Raw genomic sequence first — 24,543 nt, forward strand, 5'->3', positions numbered from 1 at the left:
AATGAGAACATTTAGTTATATACTCCTACTGCTCACGCTGATAGGATGCAAAGTTTCGAAAGACACGCCATTGCCGCAACAGGATCTGCCGGAAGCTTACCGCAATGCCTTTGCAACCGACACCACAACCATTGCCGACCTGAAATGGGATGCATTTTTTACCGACCCTCAATTACAGGAACTCATAGGCAACACTATAAAAGGCAACCTTGACCTGCAAATTGCCGTGAAGAACATCGAGGCATCAAGGCAGATGCTCCGCCAGAGCAAATGGGGACAGGTGCCGCAGCTTAACGCTTATGTCTCGGCAAGCAGCAACATACCGAGTGAGAACAGCCTGAACGGGCTGAGCCTGAATAACTTTCTTGGCACCAGCCATATTGAGGATTATAATGCCGGGCTATCACTTTCATGGGAAGCTGATATTTGGGGGAAGATCAGCAGCCGTAAAAAAGAGGCGCTGGCAAACTACCTTAAAACTGAAGAAGCCAAAAAGCTGGTACAGGCCAATCTTGTAGCCAGTGCGGCTCAAGGCTATTATAACCTCCTCATGCTGGATGCCCAACTGGAAGTGGCCCTGAAGAATCGTACCCTCAGCGAAAATACCGTGAATATGGTAACGCGCCAGTTCGATGCCGGGCAGGTAACCCACCTGGCGGTAGAGCAGGCCGAAGCCCAAAGGCTGCGTGCCGCACAAATAGTTCCGCAGCTCGAAAAGGAAATACTGCTACAGGAAAATGCGCTTAGCCTGCTTACTGGTACAGTACCAGGAGCCATAGGAAGATCGGGGACGATTGCTAATACAGCGCTGCACAGCGAGCTGCCAACAGGTATCCCTGCATCGATACTGAGCCGCAGGCCCGATGTAAAGGCACAGGAGCATGAGCTGGCCGCCGCCAATGCCCGTGTGGGTATCGCCAAAGCCTTCATGTATCCCGCACTGAATATCACTGCCAATGGTGGCCTGAACTCCTTTAAGTCGGATAACTGGTTCAACATGCCGTCGTCGCTGTTCGGGCTGGTAACAGGAAGCCTCGCGCAGCCGCTATTGCAGGGGCGCAGGCTGAAAACCCAATATGAAGTGGCCAAAACCGAACGCGAAAAAGCTGTTATAGGCTTCCGCCAGCAGGTGCTGGTAGCTGTGGGTGAAGTATCGGACGCATTGGCTGAAATAGAAAAACTTAAAGAAGAGGTGGCATTCGCCAATGAAAGGGTGGCCAACCTGCAAAAAGCCGTGGGCAATGCCGACAAGCTGTTTGGAAGCGGGCTGGCCAGCTACTTAGAAGTAATAACCGCACAAAGCAACGTATTGCAGAGCGAGCTCGACCTTGCCACTGTAAAACGAAACCAACTGGCCGCCGAAGTAAAACTCTACAGGGCACTGGGCGGCGGCTGGAAATAAAGATTGATTATTTGTTTTCTGTTAACTGGGAGGCTGTCACGGAGAAATCTGTGGCAGCTTTTCTTTTTATTGAGTAATTTGCCGCAAATAGCGATCATTGTGTATAATAATTAATTTTGACTATCAAATAGTCGTTTATTTAAATATTGCTTACTTTTAAGGAATATGGCAAAATTCCCCATGCATAATTATAAATATCAAAGAAAAACATTAGCCACACAAGCAGTGTTATGCCTGATTATTGCAATAATGGCAATATCATGCCAAAAAAACCGACAGGCGCCCGTATCCCGCTTACCACAAAAAGCAAGCATTGGAAATGTAAAAAGTCTTCAGGACGATAATCAGAAATATATAACTGAAGCGCTTGATAATACCGCCGGTCTTTCTAACAGCTCGGTGAATTGTGTTTTTCAGGATTCGCAAAACCTGTTATGGATAGGTACATGGGATGGGCTAAACCGATATGATGGCAGCAGCTTTAAGATTTTCAGGCCTGAACCCAACAACAGCAATTCCCTGAGCAACCAGGTTGTGCTGGATGTTGTCGAGGACGATAACGGCCAGATATGGGTACTAACCATGCATGGCATCAATCGTTACGACAAAACCACCGATAAATTTTACCAGTATTTTTATTCTGCTGATAGTGCCCCTCCCCTATCCGAATCACATTTTAAGCTTGCCCTCAACAAGGACAAAAAAGTCTTTTGTGCCGTAAAGGGATGGGGAATAGGTTATTTTGATGGCAATAAATTTAAAGTTCTTAAAACCGGGCTTGCAAAAGACAGAACCATACGCAGCCTTGAGTTTATGCAAAAGGATAAACTGCTTGCGCTAACAGAAGACAACAACCTTTACTCTATAGATATTAATGAAACGGAGCAATTGGCTACTGCAAAAAAAGCATTAGGAAATATAAAAGCATTTGATATACTTCCTGACAGAAACATCTGCATCGTATCGACTGACGGAATAGTCTCAATACTTGATGAAAACCTTAGAGCAAAAGAGGTATTCAGTGGCGGAATTGAAACTATCATAGGTCATACAGCCTCCGAATTACTCTTTCTAGGCAGACAGGGTTATACTACAACTGATTTTTCAGGTAATAAAATCCAAAGAAAGTGGGTGGACGCGCTGTCCAGGCACAAGGTTACCTCTATTATCAAAGGAAGCGAAGGCATAGTCTGGATGGGTACTGATGGTGACGGCCTATTGAAAGCTTCCCCACAGGAAAAGCTGTTTAGAACAATATCAAAAACACAGCTCCCTGAAATGGATGGAGGCATTGTAAGGTCGTTCTTAAAAGATGAAGACAATACCTTTTGGATAGGCACTAAGGGCAAAGGGCTGTTTCACATCACTTCAAATCTTTATACTGATTCACCCGCACCTTTGAACTATACTTTTTTTAACGAGGTCAACAGCCCTTTGGATAACGCTGTATATTCTCTTTGCAAGGGACAAGACGGGCTTATCTTCATTGGCACTGATGATGCAGGGCTAACTGTTTATGACAACAAAACCAAACAAGTTGTAGCATGGAAAGATATTGAAGGCAGCAATAATTGCGATTATTTTAAATCGGTTTATGCGATTTACCAGGACAATATGCAAAACATATGGCTGGGTACTAATGGCTATGGGATGATAAAGCTGAGCCTTGAACGCATGGGCCAAAAACTGAAAGTAGGCGCATTTAAAAAATATTCGGCCGCAAATGGGAGCACAAATGCTTTGGGCAGTAACATCATTTTTTCCATTGTCCCAAAAAATGAAAAAGAACTTTGGCTGGGTACCCGACTTGGCGGCCTTAATTTATTTAGTAAAACAACTGAAAAATTCCTTGCCTTTAAAAACAAGCCGGGAGATAGCTCCAGCCTTTCCAATAATGACATCCTGAGCCTGGGCTTTGACAAAAAAGGAAAGCTGTGGATAGGAACCAGCTATGGACTCAGCACACTGGAAAGCTTTGATGGCAGCAGTCCGAAATTCAAAAACTATTCGGTAAATGACGGTTTGCCCAACAATACTATACACGGCATCCTGGCAGACAGGAACAACAACCTGTGGATAAGCACTAACTTTGGACTTTCCGCGTTCAATGCCGATAGGGATAAGTTTACCAACTATGTAAAAAGCGATGGCCTGCAAAACAATGAGTTTGCAGACGGCGCGTTTTACTCTGATGCTGAGGCAGGACATATTTTTATGGGAGGCATTAAGGGTTTCAATTATTTTTCCCCACAAAAGATTAAGGAATCAACTGTGCTTCCCGACCTTTTCATAGACCGCATAAGCGGGCATAATCAGCCGGTACCATTTTACCAGGGCTTGCTGGTAGCGCCTGACAAGGATAATGCCCCGGCCCTTACCCTGAAGCACAACCAAAACTTTCTGGACATATACCTTACTGCACTTACATTTACTAACAACGAAAAGTGCCGCTATGCCTATCAACTGAAAGGTTTTGACAAGAACTGGAATACCATAGACAACCGCAAGATCATTTCATTTACCAATGTGCCTCCGGGCAACTACTCGCTGTACATGAAATGGAGCAACAGCGACGGTGTATGGACACAACCTGTGCATACTGCCGACATAAAAATTAAACCCGTTTGGTGGCAATCGAACATGGCATTGGTTATCTATACGATACTCGGGATAGGCTTCGTATTATTTGTCAGGAGCTATAACCTAAAGCGTCAATCATTGAGGCAAAATATCCTCTTCAGGCAACGCGAGGAAGAATTGCACGAGAACAGGCTTACTTTTTTTACGAATATTGCCCACGAGTTCCTTACTCCACTAACCCTCATTGCAGGACCGGTACAAAAGCTGAACGAAGCCGGAAACATGGATGAACGAAGCCGGAAGTTCATTAAAATGATACAGCGCAACGCATCAAGGCTATCTTTCCTTACACAACAACTACTGGAGTTTCGCAAGGCCGAGCACGACCATCTTGAGGTACGTGTAAGGCATTTTGACATGGTAGGCATTGTTGAGCAGATAGCCGAATTGTTTGACGACTGGGCCATTGACAAAAACATTAACTACCAGTTACAGGTACCCAACTCGCTTGAAGGATGGTTTGATAAGGAGAAGATTGAGAAAATACTTTTCAACCTCCTCTCAAATGCTTTTAAGTATACACCCATCGAAGGAAAGATCAGCTTTGCCTCCGAGATTGACTATGCGAAAGACGAAACCCTTAAGATAACGGTGACAAATACCGGCAAAGGCATTCCTAAGGAAAAACTCGACTCGCTGTTTGACCGTTTCTTTTTATCGGATCCCAACCAGGTATCAGATACCGAGATGTTTCGTACCGGTATAGGGCTGGCCTACGTAAAAAGGCTGGTAACAGTATTACGGGGCGAAATAGTGGTATCAAGCATACCCGATGAGACGACCACTTTTACCATACTGATTCCATGTGGCAAATCAGCTTTTACCGAAAAAGAAATAGATAACAGCACAACTTCGGGCCTTATTTCAAGACACTTAAAAGATATACTGGAAGAACCTGCACTATCGCAGGAAAGTATACATAAAAAACTGTCCTCTATTGAAAAAGCGCAGGACAACCGAAAGAAGCTTCTTATTGTAGAAGACGAAAAGGAAATACACACCTACCTAAAAGATTTGCTTGGTGAAAAATATAGCCTGGCCTTTGCCCTGAACGGTGCAGATGCTATGAAAATTGTAGAGAAAGACCTGCCCGACCTTATCATTAGCGATGTGATGATGCCGGTAATGGACGGCGTGGAGCTGTGCCGGATTATTAAGACAGATGTGCGTACCTGCCACATACCGTTTATAATGCTTACCGCAAAAAGCTCGGTAGAGCATCGGATCGAGGGACTGGAAAGCGGAGCCAATTCCTATATCCCCAAACCTTTTTACCCGGACCACCTTATGGTACGTGTGCAAAAGCTGCTGGAGGAAAAAGAACTTATACTTAAGCATTTTGCACAGGATACACTTGTAGAAAGCCTTAATGAAATACCTCTGGATAATGATGAGAAGGCGTTTATCAAATCCGCTATAGATATCATAAGGAAAAATATAGACAGCGAAAACCTGGACAGCGCTTTTATCGAGAAAGCTTTGGGTATAAGCAATTCGCAACTGTACCGCAAAACTAAGGAGTTTTTCAACCTCTCACCGGGCGACCTCATACGTACAGTAAGGCTTAAGTATGCTGCCGAGTTATTGCGCAAAAATGTGCTTACTGTATCGGAAATATGCTACAAATCGGGTTTCAACAACCGATCTTACTTTTACAGGGAGTTTAAAAAACTATACGGAACCACACCAAAAAACTACCAGTTGCAATTCAGCGCAAAAAAGGCAGCATTCAAATAATCTTGAAAATCAACAACTTAACATCAGTGTACACTTTTGAAGAAATAGTGTACACAATTTTTTTATGCGTTATTTACATTTACAACGTTTTCGTAACCCAATAATTAACTAAAATCCAAATTTAAACCAATGTTAATGACACACATGAAAAAAAATTATCAAAACATTAACAAAACACATTTCTGATATGAGTAAGAAAATTATTTGCCATTTGCTCCTTATGTGGGCAACATTATCAGGGGGGGCAATATTTGCCCAAACCGTATCGGGTACTGTAACCGATAAAGATGGGCCCCTGCCATCGGTTAGTGTTATTGTAAAAGGATCTGCCACAGGCACTACAACCGATTTTGACGGTAATTATACGATTAATGCAGGGCCTACAGATGTAATTGTATTTAGCTTTATCGGCTACGCTACGCAAGAGGTACCTAATAACGGATCAGGTACAATAAACGTTGTATTAGCCGAAGACACCCAGCAGCTTGACGAGATTGTGGTTGTGGGCTATACCGGACAGAAAAAAAGTTCGATCTCGGGTGCGGTTGCGCAGATCGATGTGGAGAACATGACTAAAACAAGGGTACATGATGTTGCACAGGCATTACAAGGGCAGGCTGCCGGTGTATTTGTAGCTGCCAATACAGGTGCTCCCGGTGACGGCATAAAAATTCGTATACGTGGTGAAGGCACTGTTAATGGAAATGACATACTTTATATTGTTGATGGCGTGCCAACTACAGAAATATCATTCCTTAACCAAGGGGATATTAAAACTATTACAGTATTAAAGGATGCTGCATCAGCATCGATTTACGGTTCGCGGGCAGGCAACGGGGTTGTTGTGATTACCACTAAACAGGGCGCAGAAGGAAAGGGTACGCTTGATGTGAATGCTTTTACAGGAATTCACTTTGCACAAAACCTGCCGGACATGCTGAATGCAGACCAGTACCTTACGGTTAAAGACCGTGCATGGCATAACACTATAGGAAATGATCCAAGCGCGGAAAGCCCCTATGCTTTTGACCGCAGGACTAGAACAGACCTTGCCAATACTAACTGGCTTGACGAATTGTTTAACACAGGTATATCAAACAACGTGCAGGTATCGGCAAGTGGTGGAAATGAAAAGATGCACTACCTTATATCAGGAGGATACTATGGAATGGACGGTATCGTAACCGAAGACAAGGATAAGTACAAGCGTGTAAATTTTAGGACAAACATTAACGGTGAATTATTTGACAGGTTTACGGTAGGCACAAACCTGCAGATAAGCTTTGCGTCGCAAGACAAGCTTTCATCTGCTGGTGACGCACCTGGCGTAATCCGCCACGCGCTTATCCGGCCGCCTGTTATTCCGGTTTACAAAGACCCTACCGACCCAACATGGTCATCGAGAAACCCTTACACCGACTTGCCATTTTACACTGGACCTGACGGCGGATGGAGTAAAATATACGAATACACCTCTAACCCTTTGGCAATAGTACACTTTACGGATGACAAGAGAAATACCTACCAGACATTTGGTAACGTATTTGCAGAATATGCTTTCCTTAGCGACAAATCGCTAAAGTTGAGGAGCAACCTGGGTGTTGACGCTAAGTTTTCGCATAACAAAAACTTTGGTGAAAATTATGGAGACCCTAACATTGCCAACCCAGCCGATGTATATTATGGACTTGGCAGAAACAATAGACCCAATAGCCTGAATGAAAACCGTGGTCAGGATGTGACCTTTACATGGTCAAACACACTGAATTTTGTAAAAAACTTTGGCGACCACAGCATTAATGCCTTGGCCGGCTCAGAGATAATTAAGAATAAAGCCGCTGCAATAGGTGGTGCACGCTCAAATTTTGATATTTTTACCGATCCTTTCCGCTACCTTGACTATGGCGGCATAGGAAGTGCAAACACTCCTTACCCTTATAGTTCGGGCAGCGAAACACAATGGACACTTGTTTCCTTTTTTGGCACTGCTACCTATGGATATAAAGACAGGTATTATGCTACTGCCACTATGAGGGCTGACGGTTCTTCACGATTTGGGCCTAATAATAAATGGGGCTACTTTCCTGCCCTTTCCGGTAACTGGATCATATCAAACGAAGATTTTCTGAAGGACTCTAATGCTTTATCATACCTGAGGCTAAGGGCCGGATGGGGACAAAATGGTAATCAAAACCTGCCATTCAATGGATATGACACCTTTGTTTTTTATACCGAAAATGGCCCTCAATTTCAGCGATTCGGAAATGATGACCTGAAATGGGAAACCACTACGCAAACTAACATAGGTCTTGATTTCTCATTCTTAAACAATAAACTCTCATTTTCAGCAGATTATTTCCATAAAAAAACAGACGACATCCTTCTAACTATAACACCTCCGGGTATTGCGGGTAACCTAAGCCCAACATGGATAAATGCCGGATCGGTAGTAAACAAGGGACTTGAATTGATGGCGAGTTACCAAAACAATGACAGTGACTTTAAATATGGTATATCTGCAAATATGGCTACCCTAAAAAATGAGGTAACACAGCTTGAAGGAAGAGTACCTTATATAAATTACACCGGCGATAACACAAGAGTTGAAGTAGGACAGGCTTTGCATTCGTACTATGGATATGAATTTATCGGCATATACCAAAACCAGGCTGAAATTGACGAATACCTATATACAAACGCTAACGGAAGACAGCCCGGAGATATGAAGTTTAGAGATGTAAACGGAGATGGCGAAATCAATGCTCAGGATAGAAAAATTATTGGTAACCCAACTCCTGAGATAACATATGGTATCAATTTTAATGCATCGTATAAAAACTTTGATTTGTCGTTCTTGTGGCAGGGCGTTAGTAACATTGACCGTTACAATGACCTTAAACAGATACTCGATTATGATACAAGGCCTTTCAATTCTACTACCGCAGTACTTGGAGCATGGGACGGTGAAGGCTCAACCAACTCAACCCCACGCTTAACTTTTAATCCTAATGGTGGGCAAGAGATTTCAAGCAAATTTGTTGAGGATGCATCCTACCTTAGACTGAAAAACATAGAATTGGGCTACACATTCACAAATTCGATAAAAGGTTTTACCAGCCTGCGAATCTACGCTTCAGGACAAAACCTGCTAACATTTACCAAATACACAGGCCTGGATCCCGAATCTACATTATATAAAGACCAGGGTACTTACCCACAATCTGCCGCTGTATTGTTTGGTGCACAGATTAAACTCTAAAAAAACAGTTATGAAAAATTATATTAAAATTGGATTATTAGCAGGCGTTATGGCATTTACTGCCTGTGAAGATGAACTGGATAACCCTCCGTATGGTGTATTAACGCAGGACGAAGCTGACGATACTCCAACTATCACTTCTATGGAAAATACAGTACGCTCATCGTACGACCTGCTTTCTAACAGGCTGAACATTTTAGGCGACTGGAACTGGGCCGGCGGCCTTGTGTTCCAAAACGATTATATACTTCAGGACATCGCATCGGACGATATGGAGAAAAAATGGGTCACTGATGGTGACCAGCCCTGGATGGACGAGATAAACAACTTTACGTTTACCTCTACCAACGGAGGGCCAAACGGATTATGGAAATATAATTATGAAGCTATAAAAAGGCTGAACACTGTACTGGAACATTTAAACAAAGATAACATCGAGGAAATCACAGGGATAACTACTGAAAGGAAAAATCAGTTGAAAGGTGAAGCCTACTTCCTCCGATCTTACTATTATTTCTCGCTTGTAACAAATTTTGGAGATGTGCCACTTGTACTTCAACCGATTAAAACTTTTGAGCAGTCGTTTGAAGTGGCAGTACGTGCACCAAAAGAACAAGTATGGGAGCAGATTAAGGCTGATCTTGTTATCGCGAAAGGATTGTTGCCTAACACGAAGTATTCTTCTGAAACAGAAAAATGGAGGGTATCTAAAGGCGCTGTGATTGCATTACAGGCAAAATCAGAACTGTATACAGAGAATTGGAGTGCAGTGCCGACGCTTGTAGATGAGCTTGGTCCTTTGGGTTTCAGCCTGAATACAAATTACTTTGACTCGTTCAGGACATCGTCTGAATTTAATGAAAATGAAGTAATTTTTTGTTTCGACCACCAGACTAACGCCACTCCTCGCAGAGGCAATGGTATATGTGCACCACTTGGCTGGGGCTTTTTTGCGCCAAGCAGTGATTTCCTCGCGGCATTTGAACCTAATGATCCCAGGCTATTATATACAGTAAATGTAGGGCCACAAAACGTGAACAAAATGCTGGGCAGCCTCGATGGTCTAAATAAAGGCAATGATGATGCGCCAAATAATAAGATATATATGCGCTATGCCGATGCATTGCTTTGGAAGGCCGAAGCTTTATTGAAAACTGGCGATCATGCGGGAGCAATCGCAATCATCAACCAGATAAGAGAAAGAGCCAGAACAACGGTAACAGCTGATGGCGATTTTGCGCCAGCGGGCACGCTGCCAGCAAGGCCGTCTTCTACCGATACGGCTACTGTGATGGATTGGCTTATCCATGAAAGAAGAGTGGAACTTGGCTTTGAGAACCAAAGGATGCTCGACCTGAAACGTTGGGGGATAGCAAAAGAAGTACTACAGGCGCACGGAAAGAACTTCCAGGATAAGCACTACCTCTATCCGATTCCACAATCTGAAATAGATGTTTCGGCAGGTACGCTTACACAAAATCCTGGATACTAAGAAAACTTATTAAAAATACGTGTTTGGGTTAGTGCCCGGGACTGTTCGTAATCAGACCGGGCTAACCTAAATCACTTTACAATTGCAAATGAAAGATTTAGCAAAACGCTTTCCACAAAATCCATTACTATCTCCGGCCGACCTTATTCCAAGCAGGGACGGGCTGGAAATTACCTGCTTGCTCAACCCCGGTGCCTTTACTTTTCAGGGTAAAACATGGCTTATAGTGCGCGTGGCAGAAAGGCCAAAGCAGGCTGAAAAAGTGATCTCCTTCCCTATCCTTACCGGAAACGGGAGCATAGAGATTATGGAGATTGACAAGAACGACCCGGAGTTGATAGCCGATGACGCAAGGGTCATTAACTACAAGGGCGAGGATTACCTTACTACCCTGTCGCACCTGCGCCTGCTGTGCAGCGACAACGGTATTGATTTTTATGAACCGGATGGCTACCCAGTGCTTGTGGGCGAAGGCATTATGGAAACCTTCGGCATTGAGGATTGCCGCGTGGCCGAAATTGACGGCACTTATTACCTAACTTTTACTTCAGTTTCGCCAAACGGCGTGGGTGTTGGTTTGCGCACAACTAGAGACTGGAAAAACTTTGAGAAACACGGGCTTATATTCCCGGCGCACAATAAAGATTGTGCCATTTTTGACGAGAAGATAAACGGCCTGTTCTATGCCATACACCGACCAAGCAGTGTAGACATAGGCGGTAACTATATATGGATCGCCTCATCCCCGGACGGCATTTACTGGGGCGGCCACAAATGCATTGTAAAAACCCGCAAAGGCCATTGGGACAGCAAGCGCGTAGGCGGAGGCGCTGCCCCGATAAAAACGGAAAAAGGCTGGCTGGAAATATACCATGGCGCTAACGAGGCACACCAATATTGCCTTGGAGCAGTCCTTTTGGATTTGAACGACCCCTCTAAAGTGCTGGCACGTACGGAAGAGCCTATCATGAGACCGCTGGAAGAGTATGAATTGAAAGGCTTTTTCGGTCATGTGGTGTTTACCAACGGGCATATTGTGGAGCCTGACGGCGACACAGTAACGGTTTACTACGGCGCGGCAGACGAATTTGTATGCGCTGCGAAATTCTCCATTCAGGATATCCTTTCACTTTTAAAATACGACCGATGCTGAAAAAACTTATTACAGAGGTCGACCATTTTAAAAACCAGTCGCATAACTTTAAAATACTGGTGCTTACCAATCTGGTATATGCGTTGGTACAGCCGGTGATTGATATATTTGTGGCGGCCTATATCATGCGGAATTCTGATGATACCTCGATGGTAGTGACTTACCAGCTGGCTATTTACACGGGTATCCCCCTTACGTTTTTGCTGAATGGCTTTTTGCTGAAACATATCAGTATAAGGATGCTCTATTCGATAGGTATGATGCTTAGCGGCGTTTCGATGATCATCATGATGTCCCTTACTACACTTACTCTTGGAGGCATTGCAGTAGCGGGCATTACAATGGGGTTGTCGTTCGGGCTGTATTGGTCCAACCGCGACTACCTGGCGATATACACCACAAACGACGACAACCGGAACTACTACTACGGCCTCGAAACGTTTTTTTACACCATCATTGCCATAATAATCCCGGTTGCCATAGGCTGGTTCATCCAGTCAAAATCAGGTGCCGACGGAAAGCACGATGCGTACGTTATCATTACCTGTATCGTATTTGTCATCACCATGTGCGCTTCGGCAGTATGCTTCAGGGGCAGATTTGAAAATCCGGTACAGAAGAAATACATCTTCTTCAAGTTTCATCCTCTGTGGTACAAACTACTTTCATTAGCAGCTTTCAAAGGGTTGGCACAGGGATTCCTGGTAACCGCCCCTGCCATGCTTATCTTTAAAATATTGGGCGAAGAAGGTGCGCTGGGCAATGCACAATCCATAGGAGCCGTGTTGGCCGCCATCATCATTTATTTCGTAGGTCGTTTCTCGAAGCCGTCTGACAGGGTAAAGACGTTTACCGTAGGGCTTGTGCTTTTTGCGATAGGTGCATGCGCCAATGGCCTTCTGTTCAACGAAACGGGCGTTATCGTGTTCCTGCTGCTGCTGCTCATGGCAAAACCTCTAATGGACCTGGCCTACTACCCTATCCAGCTGCGTGTTATCGACATTGTATCGAAAATAGAAAAGCGTGGCGAGTTTGCCTACATCCTGAACCACGAAGCCGGACTATATCTTGGAAGACTGCTGGGCGCGGGTACATTCCTGCTGTTGTTTTATTTTGTATCTGAAGACTTTGCCCTTCAATATGCAGTGGCCATCATTGCCATATTGCAATTATGCTCTATCTTCATCAGCAAAAACATTATTTCCCATGGCAACAGGATAGCCACTGAGCCTGAAAAGATTGAACCTGAAGAAGTGATGCAGGAAGCAGCTTCTAACTTAGTATAACAAATCATCAATCAGAAAATGAACAATATATTAAAAGCCTATTTATTATTCGTATCTGCCTACAGCCTGCAAGCGCAGGTAACACAAATCCCGATTCCACGCGTTGACCAGATGCCCGATATGCCTGCGCATTTTGAAATCATCGACTACAACAAGCTGTCGCACGACTTCAATACCGTGGTTTTCGACTTTAATGCCAAAGGGAAACACTGGCCGATTGTGTGGATAGACAAATCGCAAAAAAATTTTCCACAGGATGTTGTGGGTATGTATACCGCGATGGGCGATGTAAGGCAGGGACCAAATAACAATAGAGGGATGTTCCATGAAGCACTGGCAAGCATGGGAGCAACGTTGGGAGCAACGTTGGTGGGCATCGACAAGACCAAAGACCGTGGCCACAATTATGTTGCCATGCTCAAAAACTACTTCAACAGCGAGACCGGCTGGGACATCATGATGAACAATACCTGTCCTGAAGTAGCATTGCTGGGTGGCGGCTATGGGCGCGACTGGTGGTATGATGTGTATCCGAACGTGCTTTTTTATGCCATTTACGAAAAATACCCGAACGAACCGGGACTGGAGCAGATGGCACGCAAAATAGCCGATAAGTTCTATGAGGCCGACAAGATACTGAACGGCAACTACGACTACTCGTTCTTTGACTACGGGAAAATGCAGCCGATGAAGAACAACATTTGCGCACAGCCCGATGCTGCGGCAGGCCATGCTTGGGTACTGTACTCTGCCTACAAGAAATTCGGGGACAAGAAATATCTTGACGGGGCCATATCGGCGCTTAATGCGTTACAGTCACAGCCCATCAACCCCACCTACGAACTACTGATGCCTTTTGGGGCCTACCTGGCCGCAAGGATCAACGCCGAAGAAGGTAAAACCTACGACATCGACAAAATGCTTGCCTGGAGTTTTGACGGCACCGCAATTTGCCGCGAGGGCTGGGGAGTGCTGGTGGGCAACTGGAATGGCTACGACATTTCAGGCACAGTGGGCAGCACGGTAGACCGCGGCGGCTACGGCTTCCTGATGAATACCTACGACATGGCATGGCCCATTGTACCGATGGCCCGCTATAACCAGGCATACGCCAATGCCATCGGCAAATGGATGCTGAATGCTGCCAATGCCTCAAAATTCTTCTACCCGCAGTACATGCCGGATGAGCATGAAACCATTCCGGAGCTGGCAGATGCAAGTAAAAACGTTATCGCCTATGAAGGTATCATCAAGCGCTCAAACATGGATCGGTACCAACACGTACCCGCACCGGTAGCCCAGGGCGACGGACCTCTATGGGTACCGGGACAGAACCCGCCGGAGTCGCAATTGAGCGTGTACGGCAGCGGCCACGTGGGGATATTCGGCAGCATCATAAAAAAGACGGATGTGGAGGGAATATTGCAGCTTGACCTGCTGGCAACCGACTCATTCCATGATAAGGCATATCCATCATACTTGTACTATAACCCTCATGGGGAAACAAAAACCATTACTGTAAAAGCCGCTAAAGGCCAAAAAGTAGATCTATACGACACCATATCAGGCAAGTTTATTGCGAAGAACGTGAAGGCATCTGCCAAGGTTACCATCCCGGCAAAAGGATCAGCGGTGATTGTGATGGTCCCTGCTAAAGGCAAAGTGACCCGTTCAGGCTCTAAGATGCTTGTTGACAATGTGGTAATTGATTATAATGCAGCAAAATAATGCGCAGCCTTTCCACCAAAATAGCAATCCTGTTCATGGCTTTGTGGGTTAGTAATTCTTTTGGACAGGAAAAACATTGGTGGAAGGAAAGCGTATTTTACCAGATATACATGCCCAGTTATGCCGACAGCGGTGGGGACGGCTATGGCGACTTTAAGGGTATCACGCAAAAGCTGGATCATATTAAAGGACTGGGCATTAAATGTATATGGCTAACCCCTTTTTTAAAATCGCCCAAGGTGGATAATGGCTATGATGTAGCAGACTATTATACTGTTGACCCAACCTACGGCACGATGGAGGATTTTCAGGATTTTCTTTATGAGGCGCACAAACGGGACATTAATGTAATTATGGATATGGTGGTGAACCACACCTCAACCGAATGTGAATGGTTTAAGGAAGCTCAAAAATCAAAGGATAACTACTATCGCGATTACTACATATGGAAGGACAATCCCAACAACTGGGAATCATTCTTCGGAGGGACGGCATGGCAACTGGACGAAACTACTAACCAATATTATTACCACAAATTTGATGTATCCATGGCCGACCTGAACTGGTCGAACCCCAAAGTCATAGCCGAAATTGAAAAGGTATTGAAATTCTGGCTTGAGATGGGCGTAGATGGTTTCCGGTTTGACGTGATCAACTTCCTTACCACCGATGGCATCCTTCAGGACAACCCTATGAAAAGTGACCGTCAGGAACATCTGTACGACATCAACCAACCCGGTATAAAAAACGCGCTCAAAAAACTGAAGGCCGTAGTAAACAGCTATCCCAATCGTTTTACTGTGGGAGAAATAGGCAGCGACAAGATTGATGTATTAAAACAATACCAGTCGCCCGATATGATGGATGTGGTGTTCAATTTTAATTTTGGCAGCATACCCGAATTTTCGGCAGAGAAAATATTAGGAGAACTGCACAGCATGGAAAAGGAAATGGAAGGATACCCTACCCTGTTCTTTGGCAGCCACGACATGCCTAGGATGATGGACCGACTGGCAGGTGGCAACGAGGAGAGGGCTTTGGCTTTGGCAACCCTGATGCTCACTGCCAAAGGCGTTCCTTTCATTTATTTTGGGGAGGAAATAGGGATGAAAAATATAGTGGCCAAATCGTATGATGACATTGTCGACATACAGGGCAAAACCCATTACAGGCTGGCTAAAACTAACGGTAAAACCGATGCCGAGGCGCTTGTAATAGCCAACGGCCATAATCGGGACAAATCACGCGGCCCGATGCAGTGGGATGCTTCCGCGAATTCGGGATTCACTACAGGTAAACCCTGGATAAAGGTACACCCTGATTACAAAATCACCAATGTTGCGGTACAGTCGAAAGTTAAAACCTCATTGCTCAATGAATACAAAAAGCTAATTGCCCTGCGCAACAACACACCTGTATTACAATACGGACAATACACCCAACTGGAATTTGCCGGTGACAGGATCACTTTTACCCGTAGCTTTGAAGGTAGCAGCATTACCGTTATCATCAATTTTGGCAAAAGCTATACTCCTTCCCTTCCGAAAAAAGCAAAAATTTTAGCGGGGAATAAAAATCTTCGTCCCAACAGCTATCTTATTTACAATCACTAACCAAGTTTCTCAAAACATTTTATGGTATGTGACACAGGTCATTTACCCAGAATTGTCATTGCGTTAATTTTGCTTTGTTACGGATAATGCCTTTTGGCTCCGTAGCCTAACAACGATGCGATGGAACGATCTATAATAAAATTCGGTGAGGCCGGGACGGGCAATGCTTCAGAAATAGGGAGCAAAAATGCCGCTTTAGAGGATTTGTATGCAATCCCGGCCACTAAGGGCCTTCATGTTCCCGATGGATTTGCGGTAACGGTGGCTGTCTTTACGAAGTTCATGCAGCACAACGGTCTGCAGGAATCGCTTAGGCAGCTCATGGAACGGTTGGAGAGGAAAGATTTTTCTAACCTTAATGAAACCGGTACAGCAGCACGAAGGCTTATCATGGAAGCGAAATTCCCGCGGATTCAGGAACAGGAAATAACTGATGCGTATGCTGCACTCCTTCCCCTGAAAAATGGCGATGTGGCTGTACGCAGCAGTCCGTTTGCTACAGGATTTTCAAATCTTTTTCCGGAAGGGCTGCACGAATCGTACCTCAATATAAGAGGGCCATTGGCGCTCATTTATGCCATAAAATGCTGCTATGCGTCGCTCTACAGCAACAAGGCGATAAAATTCCGCGAAACCCACGGCATTGCGCATGATGCTGTATATCTTGCCATCGGCATACAGCGCATGGTACGTGCAGGCACAGGATGCTCCGGGATTTGCAACACACCGCACTCCGGTTCCGGTTTTCCCGATGGGGTCCGGATCACTGCCAACTGGGGATTGGGCCAGAATACCCTGCCGGAAACGTGGGACGAATACATCATCCGCCGGCCGTTGCAAAATATGGCAGGCAATATCCAAAAAAGCACCGGCAGCAAAAGCAGGATGACGGTGTACAAGGATGTATCTGCCGGAACCAACTCGACCCTCACAATCATTACCCTTCCTGAACTGCGCGTTAAGACGGTGCTTGACGATGCAGAAATTTTTGAGCTTGCCCGGCTTGCGCTGCTTCTTGAGGTACACTATGGCCGTCCTGTAGGATTTGAATGGGCCAAAGACGGTGACGATGACCTGTTTTACATTACCGGGTTATGCCCTGAAGACCCGCGCAGCTACAGACACACGGAAGTAATGCATCCCAAACCGCAAAAGGGCTACGATGTAGCATAAGTGACTTTTATGATAAATCTTACAGATTATTTTCCCGATATTTGTTTTTTAGTAAAAGACACCTGATGAAAAACGAGGCGCTTTTAAACTCCATCGTAGAGAATGCAATAGACGGCATCATTACCATCAACGACCGGGGCATAGTAGAATCCATAAACCCTGCGGCATGCCAGCTCTTCCTGTACTCTCCTGAAGAGGTTGTAGGCCGGAATATTTCAATGCTCATGCCGCCCCCTGATAAGGAGAGGCATGACGACTACATTGAGAGATACCGGCACACCGGGCAGGCCCATATCATAGGATACGGCCGGGATGTTATAGGCCTGAAAAAGGACGGCAGCGTTTTCCCTTTCCGTTTGGGTGTTAGTGAAGTGAAGTATGAAGGAGAGCGCATGTTTGCGGGTTTTATACACGACCTGAGCCACCAGAAAGAGGCAGAAAATCGCCTTATGGAATATACTCAGCATCTGGAGGATGTAGTAAAGGAACGTACAACTTCACTCAACGAAACCATTGAGGAACTGACCAAGGCCAAAGAAGAAGTGAGCCTGTCGCTCGAAAAGGAAAAAGAACTGGGTAAGCTCAAGAGCCGGCTGCTCTCTATGGCTTCGCACGAGTTCCGCACACCGCTGAGTTCCATACAGCTTTCGGCATCCCTGATAGAACGCTATACAGCCCAATTGGAAAATGCCAATGTAGAAAAGCACTTATACAAAATAAAAGGTGCTGTAAACAACCTTACTACCATTCTCAACGACTTCCTGCACGTGGAGAAGGCAGAGGCCGGAAAGGTAGAAGTAAAATGGGGCTCTTTTGACATTGAACACTTTTGCAGGGAAATTGTTGATGAGATACAACTGCTTGCCAAAAAAGACCAGAATATCATCTACAATCATGTAGGTAAAAATACGGAAGTATTCCTGGACCGAAACCTGTTGCGCAACTGTATTTTCAACCTCATGTCGAACGCAATAAAATACTCCGGAGAGAATACTACCATACACCTCAGCACATGCATTGATGCGGATAGTTTTACCATCACTGTGGAGGATAACGGCATAGGCATACCCAAAGAGGAGCATAAGCACCTGTTTGAAGCCTTTTTCAGGGCACAAAACACGGGGAACATACCGGGCACCGGGCTTGGCCTCAATATTGTACTGCGCTATGTAACCCTGATGAATGGCACCATCAACTTTAAAAGTGCCACCAACGAAGGAACTTTATTTACAATTACATTCCCAATACAATGACCAGAGTACTGATAATAGAGGATAATGACGATATTCGCGAAAACGTAGTGGAAATACTGGAGCTTTCCGGATACACGGCATATGCTGCACCAAACGGGAAAGCAGGAGTTGAGGTGGCCATAAAACAGCTGCCCGACATCATACTTTGCGACATCATGATGCCTGAAATGGATGGCTACGGCGTTATAGAGGCGCTGAACAATCACCCGCAAACCCGTGCAACGCCTTTCATTTTTCTTACGGCAAAAGCAGAACGCACGGATGTGCGAAAGGGCATGGACCTGGGCGCTGATGACTACCTGACAAAGCCTTTTGATGATACCGAACTGTTAAATGCCATTGAAAGCCGGCTGAAGAAAAAAGAGGTACAACAGCTGTTTTATGGCAAAACCGCTGAGAAACTTGACAGCATCATGAGCAAAAACAATGGCCTTGAAGAGCTGAAAAAGGTAATGCAGGAGCGCGATACTCGCATTTTTAAAAAGAACCAGGCCATACACCATGAAGGCGACCGCGTAACAGGCATCTACTTCATCATCAGCGGGAAGGTAAAAACGGTACAGCTGACACAGGACGGCCGCGAACTGATAACCGGGATGTATGCAGCCAACGACTACCTGGACCTGAACATCATACTGTCCAACGACACTTATATTGATACTGCCATTGCCGTGGAAGAGGCCGAACTGAGTTTCCTGCCAAGCGAGCAGCTGGACAAGCTGCTATTCCTTCACCCGGACATTGGGGCAAAATTCATAAAGATGCTGGCCAACAACATACGCGATAAGGAAACAAGGCTGTTGCAAATTGCTTACCTATCGGTACGCAAGCGTATTGCACAGTCGATTATACGCCTGTTGGATCAGGAGGGCAATGGTGTGAGGAGCATCAAAGTAAGCCGTGATGACCTGGCTGCGATATGCGGTACAGCCCCGGAAACCGTGAGCCGCACCCTAACCGACTTTAAGGAGGAAGGCCTTATTGAAAAAAGCGGCAGTACCATACAGGTGCTGAATTATGAAAAGCTGGACAAACTGAAGAATTAAGCCTCAGGCTATTTATAACTTTTCCATTCCTGCAAGGGTTTCCATCAGCTTGGCTTCTTTTTCGCGATAGCTTTCCATAAATCGCTCCATCCTTTGTATAACTGAGGCATCTATGGCAAAGGCATCTATTTTTTCCTCAAAACGCTCTCCCCTGAGCAGTTTTTCGCTAAGCTGTTCGAGTTGGCCATCAGCTTTAAAAATGGCATTGCGCAGTTGCCCCTTGTTTTTGCCGTCCGGATCGTCGAGCCTGTCGGCTGCACGGGAAATCTTTTTTCGTGCTGCAAGGACATTGTTTTCAGACTGCCGTTTAAACAGTTTCCAGTCGTCCATTGCATTCCGTATTTTGTAATCCAGCTCTTCATAATCAGCCTGTACGGTAGTTTCGTACTGCTCTTTTTCTTCCTGGTCTTCAGCACATCCTTTGGGAGCCAGTGCCAGCAATATACCGGCAAGCACATAAATTTTCATAGTGTTGATGTTTTATGGCAAATCTCAACCATTATTTAAAGCCATAAAATGATTCCTGTCACTACAAGCCAGGGCAAATATTGCAAAGGTGATGCCTGTCATTTTTTGCAGTTGTACCGTCCCGTACTTTTGAAACATAAAAAATGACGGAAATGGAAAGTTCGATATTGCAAAAATATAATGTACCGGGGCCGCGCTACACCAGCTACCCTACTGTTCCCTATTGGGATAATTCAGGTTTTACAGAAACATTGTGGCAGGACAGCGTAGTGCGCTCATTTGGCGAAAGCAATGGTGTGCAGGGCATCAGCCTGTACATCCATCTTCCGTTCTGCGAAAGTATGTGCACCTTTTGCGGGTGCAACAAGCGTATCACGAAAAACCATGCGGTAGAAGCAAGGTACATAAGTGCCATACTGAAGGAATGGGTGATGTACCGTGATCTTTTCAGGAGCAGGCCCCGCATAAAAGAGCTGCATCTTGGCGGGGGAACACCTACATTCTTCAGTCCTGAAAACCTCGAAAAACTTATTAAGGGCATCTTTGAACTGGCCGATGCGGCGCCGGGATATGAGTTCAGCTTTGAAGGACACCCCAACAACACTACCCGCGAACATTTGGAAACCCTATACAACCTGGGATTCCGCAGGGTAAGCTTTGGCGTTCAGGACTACAGCGAAACCGTACAAAAAGCCATCAACCGTATACAACCTTTTGAAAATGTGGCAAAAGTGACCCGTTGGGCCCGTGAAATCGGGTACAGCTCCATCAGCCATGACCTGGTGTTTGGGCTGCCGCACCAAACGGTTGAAAACATTGTGGACACTATTGAAAAGACCAATGCGCTCAGGCCCGACCGCATCTCTTTTTACAGCTATGCCCATGTGCCGTGGATAAAAGGCACAGGACAACGCGGCTTTGATGACGCGAGCTTGCCAAAAGATAACGAAAAACGCAGGCTGTATGAAGTTGGAAAAAAAATACTCTGCGACAAAGGGTATCACGAAATTGGCATGGACCATTTTGCATTGAAGAGCGATAGCATGCACGAATCATTTAAGAAAGGAACGCTTCACCGCAACTTCATGGGGTACAGCTCTTCCAGCACCCAACTGATGATCGGGCTGGGCGTATCTTCCATCAGCGACAGCTGGTACAGCTTTGCGCAAAATGAAAAAACACTGGAGGATTATTACCAAAGGATAGAACAAAATGAGTTACCGGTTTTCCGAGGGCACATTCTTACAGAAGAAGATCTTGCCATACGCAGGCACATACTGAACCTGATGTGCCGGTTTGAAACATTATGGGATGATGAAGACAGTTATTTCAACGAATTGCCGGAAGTGCTTTGGGATTTGAGGGAGATGGAAAAAGACGGGTTGGTAATAATTGACGATATGTCGATAATGATAACTGAAAAAGGCCTTCCGTTTGTACGTAACATCTGCATGGCCTTCGACCTGAGGCTGAAAAGGAAGGCTCCGGAGACGAAGCTGTTTTCGATGACGATATAATTTTAGGATTTAGTTTAGAAAACCGGTATTGCATGATACCGGTTTTTTTATCACCTTTCGAATAAGTTAGTGCCCAGGTGTAACGCAGTCCGGGGCAGAGGTCACAAAAAGGGAAAGGTCGCCGGGAGAAAGATACGGGATACTCAGTCCCAACCCTCGCACGATGAACAACATGCCGATGGCTACTGCCGCATAAGGGACTATCTTACTGAAGGAATTACGCAGGGGATTTTTCAAAATCCCGGAAGCATAGACTACCATGCTCATCAAAGGGATGGTCCCGGCACCGAACAGCATCATGTACAGCATTCCGAGCGGCACGCTTTGCATGGCAATGGCACCAAATAATGCTGCATAGACCAATCCGCACGGCAGGAAACCGTTAAGCACCCCGGCAGTATACAATGACCTGTAGCCCTTTTTCCTGAACCTGCTCCCCAATCCGGTTTTCACTTTCGAAATAGCCATGTACACCGGCTTACTAAAATTATAGCGCGCAAAGATATTCTCCGGTACCATTACAATCGCAATCATCACAATACCTGTAATGATGGAAAACTGTTGTTGGATTCCGGCAAGGTAGAGCCCCCTGCCCATTGTACCAAAAATCAGCCCTAACGAACCGTAAGCCGTTAGCCTGCCTGCGTGGTAGGTAAGTATCTGTAAGGTTTTCTTAGCAGGGTTGTTGCGATCCACCGGCAGCATCATGGCTATGGGCCCGCACATGCCAATGCAGTGCAGGCTGGAAACAAGGCCGAGTATGATGGCGGAGTAAAGCATCTTTTTTTAGATTGTTGGATTTTTAGATGAGAGATAATAAACGAATAGATGATGGACTAAATCCGTAATGCTAATGTCTATTATCTATCATCTATTATCTCTTTGTCTATTGTCTTCTTACAATGTCAGCACTTGTCGTACAAGGTATCCCTTATTGTCGTATTGCCAGTCTACAGTAATGTCCCATCGACCGCCTGCCAGGTCACTTTTAGGTATGAGCAAATGATGGCCTGATAATGAAAAAGGGACTTCAAAATCAAGTTTCTGGTCAGACGGCCTGTAAAGGGACACTTTACCTTTAATTTTCTTATAATCGAGCTCTTCCGGGAAACTGATAGCTATACCTCCTCCCTGATTTACAATGAGCACCTTGTGCTCCAGCCCGGCAGCATTTTGTTCCTTGTCCAGCTGTGCCTGCAGTGTGCGCTCCTGTTTGTAGTATTCCTCTACCACAAGCTCATTATCGTATTTGCTGTCGCTTTGCACCCGGAAGACAAAAAACAATATGAATCCCATAAAAAGTGCAAACGCTGTTACTATTCCCGTACCCCAATTGAATTTCATGTCATTTTAGTTTTAGTTGAACGTCCGTGGCCCCAAAAAGTTAGTAGTCTCGGTATCTAAGCGTTTATCCCCGTTGTACACTTCCAGGGTAATTTTCGTTTTGTCTCCCTTAAGCCAGACGGGATTTATCTCTACAAACAATGTCCCTGAAGCGATCCCCTCCCTTGGCACTTTAAACCTTGGCGCGCCTACTGGTTTTACGATGCCCTTAGGGCTGGACAGTACAAAGTGTACATCGTTAAAATCTCTTGTGGTTTTATTGATTACCTTATATGTAAACACATTGCTTATATTCCCGCCTTTATGTTCAAAAAGCTGTCCCGGAAGGCGTAGAACAGTTGCCTCAACATCGTTACGTAAAAAGAGCATCCCTGAAAAGACACCTGTCAATATGAGCAGTACCGCTGCATAGCCCTTCATCCGCGTGGTAAAAACGAACTTTTCCTTTTTGGTTATTTCATCCTCACTTGCATAGCGTATCAATCCCTGCGGAAAGCCTACCTTATCCATAATGGTATTACACTCATCAATACAAGCGGTGCAGTTGGTGCACTCAAGCTGGGTTCCGTTGCGTATATCGATTCCCATTGGGCAAACGCTCACACAAAGCTTGCAGTCGATACAATCTCCCTTGCCCGAAAGTATCCGGTCTTCATTCTTAATTATCCTGCCGCGGCCGTTTTCAGCTTCGCCACGCACATGGTCGTAGGCAACTACAATCGTTTTATTATCAAGGAGTGCGCCCTGCAGCCTACCGTAAGGGCAGGCGATGATGCATACCTGCTCCCTAAACCAAATATATATGAAATAAAAAACTCCTGTAAATATCAGCAGGGCAATCAGGGTACCCATGTTATCGGCAGGACCTTCCTCAACCATTTCGATCAGCTCATCACTGCCGGTGAGATAGGCCAGGAACACATTGGCAATGACAAAAGAGATGACAAAAAACACAAACCACTTGAGGCCCTTCTTACGGATTTTCTCCTGGTTCCACTCCTGCTTATCGAGTTTTATCTGCGCATTCCTGTCACCTTCAATCCAGTATTCTATCCGGCGGAATACCATTTCCATGAAGATTGTCTGGGGGCATATCCACCCACAAAAGATTCGCCCGAACGCGACTGTGAAAAGTGCCACAAACACGACCCCAATGATCATTGAAATAACAAAAAGGTGAAAATCCTGTGGCCAGAAAGGAAAACCGAAAATATTAAACTTACGCTCTAATACATTGAACATAAGGAACTGGTTACCATTAATTTTAACAAATGGCGCCGCTATCAAAAAAGCCAATAAGAACCACGAAACAGTTTTCCTGTACTCATACAGTTTTCCCTGTGGCTTTTTAGGATACACCCATGCCCTTTTTCCTTCTTCATCTACTGTTCCGAGACGGTCCCGAAACTCCTCATCATGCAAATCGTCCATG

The 24,543-nt window shown here is 45.2% G+C and carries 16 protein-coding genes; 12 read left to right on the top strand and 4 right to left on the bottom strand.

Translation table 11 applies throughout. The annotated features are described in order from the left end of the window. Position 1 precedes the first annotated feature (1 nt). The 11 genes from OGH69_RS11825 to OGH69_RS11875 all read left to right on the top strand — a co-directional run bounded on the left by OGH69_RS11825 (position 2) and on the right by OGH69_RS11875 (position 19,782). On the top strand, positions 2–1,402 hold the full coding sequence (locus tag OGH69_RS11825; protein WP_265174685.1) for an efflux transporter outer membrane subunit: 1,401 nt from the start codon (positions 2–4) through the stop codon (positions 1,400–1,402). A gap of 249 nt (positions 1,403–1,651) precedes the next feature. Further along, the gene (locus OGH69_RS11830) at positions 1,652–5,779 is read left to right on the top strand and encodes a hybrid sensor histidine kinase/response regulator transcription factor (RefSeq protein WP_265174686.1); all 4,128 of its coding nucleotides are present in this window, start codon (positions 1,652–1,654) and stop codon (positions 5,777–5,779) included. A gap of 187 nt (positions 5,780–5,966) precedes the next feature. After that, positions 5,967–9,038, top strand: a complete 3,072-nt coding sequence (locus OGH69_RS11835) for a SusC/RagA family TonB-linked outer membrane protein (RefSeq protein ID WP_265174687.1) — start codon at positions 5,967–5,969, stop codon at positions 9,036–9,038. 10 nt (positions 9,039–9,048) lie between these two features. Beyond that, positions 9,049–10,530: a RagB/SusD family nutrient uptake outer membrane protein gene (locus OGH69_RS11840; RefSeq protein WP_265174688.1), complete on the top strand. Its 1,482-nt coding sequence runs from the start codon at positions 9,049–9,051 to the stop codon at positions 10,528–10,530. Positions 10,531–10,618: 88 nt separating this feature from the next. Then, complete coding sequence (locus tag OGH69_RS11845) at positions 10,619–11,683, top strand: glycoside hydrolase family 130 protein (RefSeq protein WP_265174689.1); 1,065 nt, start codon at positions 10,619–10,621, stop codon at positions 11,681–11,683. Next, the gene (locus tag OGH69_RS11850; protein ID WP_265174690.1) at positions 11,677–12,969 is read left to right on the top strand and encodes an MFS transporter; all 1,293 of its coding nucleotides are present in this window, start codon (positions 11,677–11,679) and stop codon (positions 12,967–12,969) included. Before OGH69_RS11845 ends, OGH69_RS11850 begins: the two co-directional genes overlap by 7 nt. Positions 12,970–12,987: 18 nt before the next feature. Further along, entirely contained in the window at positions 12,988–14,697 is a 1,710-nt protein-coding gene (locus OGH69_RS11855; protein ID WP_265174691.1) for a hypothetical protein, read from the top strand. Beyond that, the gene (locus OGH69_RS11860) at positions 14,697–16,310 is read left to right on the top strand and encodes an alpha-glucosidase (RefSeq protein ID WP_265174692.1); all 1,614 of its coding nucleotides are present in this window, start codon (positions 14,697–14,699) and stop codon (positions 16,308–16,310) included. The genes OGH69_RS11855 and OGH69_RS11860 overlap by 1 nt, the downstream gene beginning before the upstream one ends. A 120-nt stretch (positions 16,311–16,430) precedes the next feature. Beyond that, positions 16,431–17,483, top strand: a complete 1,053-nt coding sequence (locus OGH69_RS11865) for a PEP/pyruvate-binding domain-containing protein (protein ID WP_265174693.1) — start codon at positions 16,431–16,433, stop codon at positions 17,481–17,483. Between the two features lie 65 nt (positions 17,484–17,548). After that, positions 17,549–18,736 (top strand): PAS domain-containing sensor histidine kinase, encoded by a 1,188-nt coding sequence (locus tag OGH69_RS11870; RefSeq protein ID WP_265174694.1) that lies wholly within the window; start codon positions 17,549–17,551, stop codon positions 18,734–18,736. Continuing rightward, a complete protein-coding gene (locus OGH69_RS11875; RefSeq protein WP_265174695.1) occupies positions 18,733–19,782 on the top strand; it encodes a response regulator in 1,050 nt (349 codons plus the stop codon). Before OGH69_RS11870 ends, OGH69_RS11875 begins: the two co-directional genes overlap by 4 nt. 12 nt (positions 19,783–19,794) lie before the next feature. On the opposite strand, the gene OGH69_RS11880 is transcribed toward OGH69_RS11875, so the two are convergent. After that, positions 19,795–20,250 (bottom strand): hypothetical protein, encoded by a 456-nt coding sequence (locus OGH69_RS11880; RefSeq protein WP_265174696.1) that lies wholly within the window; start codon positions 20,248–20,250, stop codon positions 19,795–19,797. A 152-nt stretch (positions 20,251–20,402) separates the two neighbouring features. On the opposite strand from OGH69_RS11880, the gene hemN reads away from it, so the two are divergent. Beyond that, on the top strand, positions 20,403–21,767 hold the full coding sequence (gene hemN, locus OGH69_RS11885; RefSeq protein ID WP_265174697.1) for an oxygen-independent coproporphyrinogen III oxidase: 1,365 nt from the start codon (positions 20,403–20,405) through the stop codon (positions 21,765–21,767). 66 nt (positions 21,768–21,833) lie between these two features. Here hemN and OGH69_RS11890 read toward each other — a convergent pair whose 3' ends face one another. The 3 genes from OGH69_RS11890 to ccoG form a co-directional block, all read right to left on the bottom strand. Continuing rightward, positions 21,834–22,547 carry a sulfite exporter TauE/SafE family protein gene (locus OGH69_RS11890; RefSeq protein ID WP_265174698.1) on the bottom strand — a complete coding sequence of 238 codons (714 nt, stop codon included), beginning with the start codon at positions 22,545–22,547 and terminating at the stop codon, positions 21,834–21,836. A 117-nt stretch (positions 22,548–22,664) separates the two neighbouring features. Next, positions 22,665–23,111 (bottom strand): FixH family protein, encoded by a 447-nt coding sequence (locus OGH69_RS11895; protein ID WP_265174699.1) that lies wholly within the window; start codon positions 23,109–23,111, stop codon positions 22,665–22,667. Between the two features lie 12 nt (positions 23,112–23,123). Then, positions 23,124–24,542, bottom strand: a complete 1,419-nt coding sequence (gene ccoG, locus OGH69_RS11900) for a cytochrome c oxidase accessory protein CcoG (RefSeq protein WP_265174700.1) — start codon at positions 24,540–24,542, stop codon at positions 23,124–23,126. Between the last annotated feature and the right edge of the window lies 1 nt (position 24,543).

The organism is Flavobacterium sp. MFBS3-15 (assembly GCF_026107645.2).
GTDB lineage: Bacteria > Bacteroidota > Bacteroidia > Flavobacteriales > Flavobacteriaceae > Flavobacterium.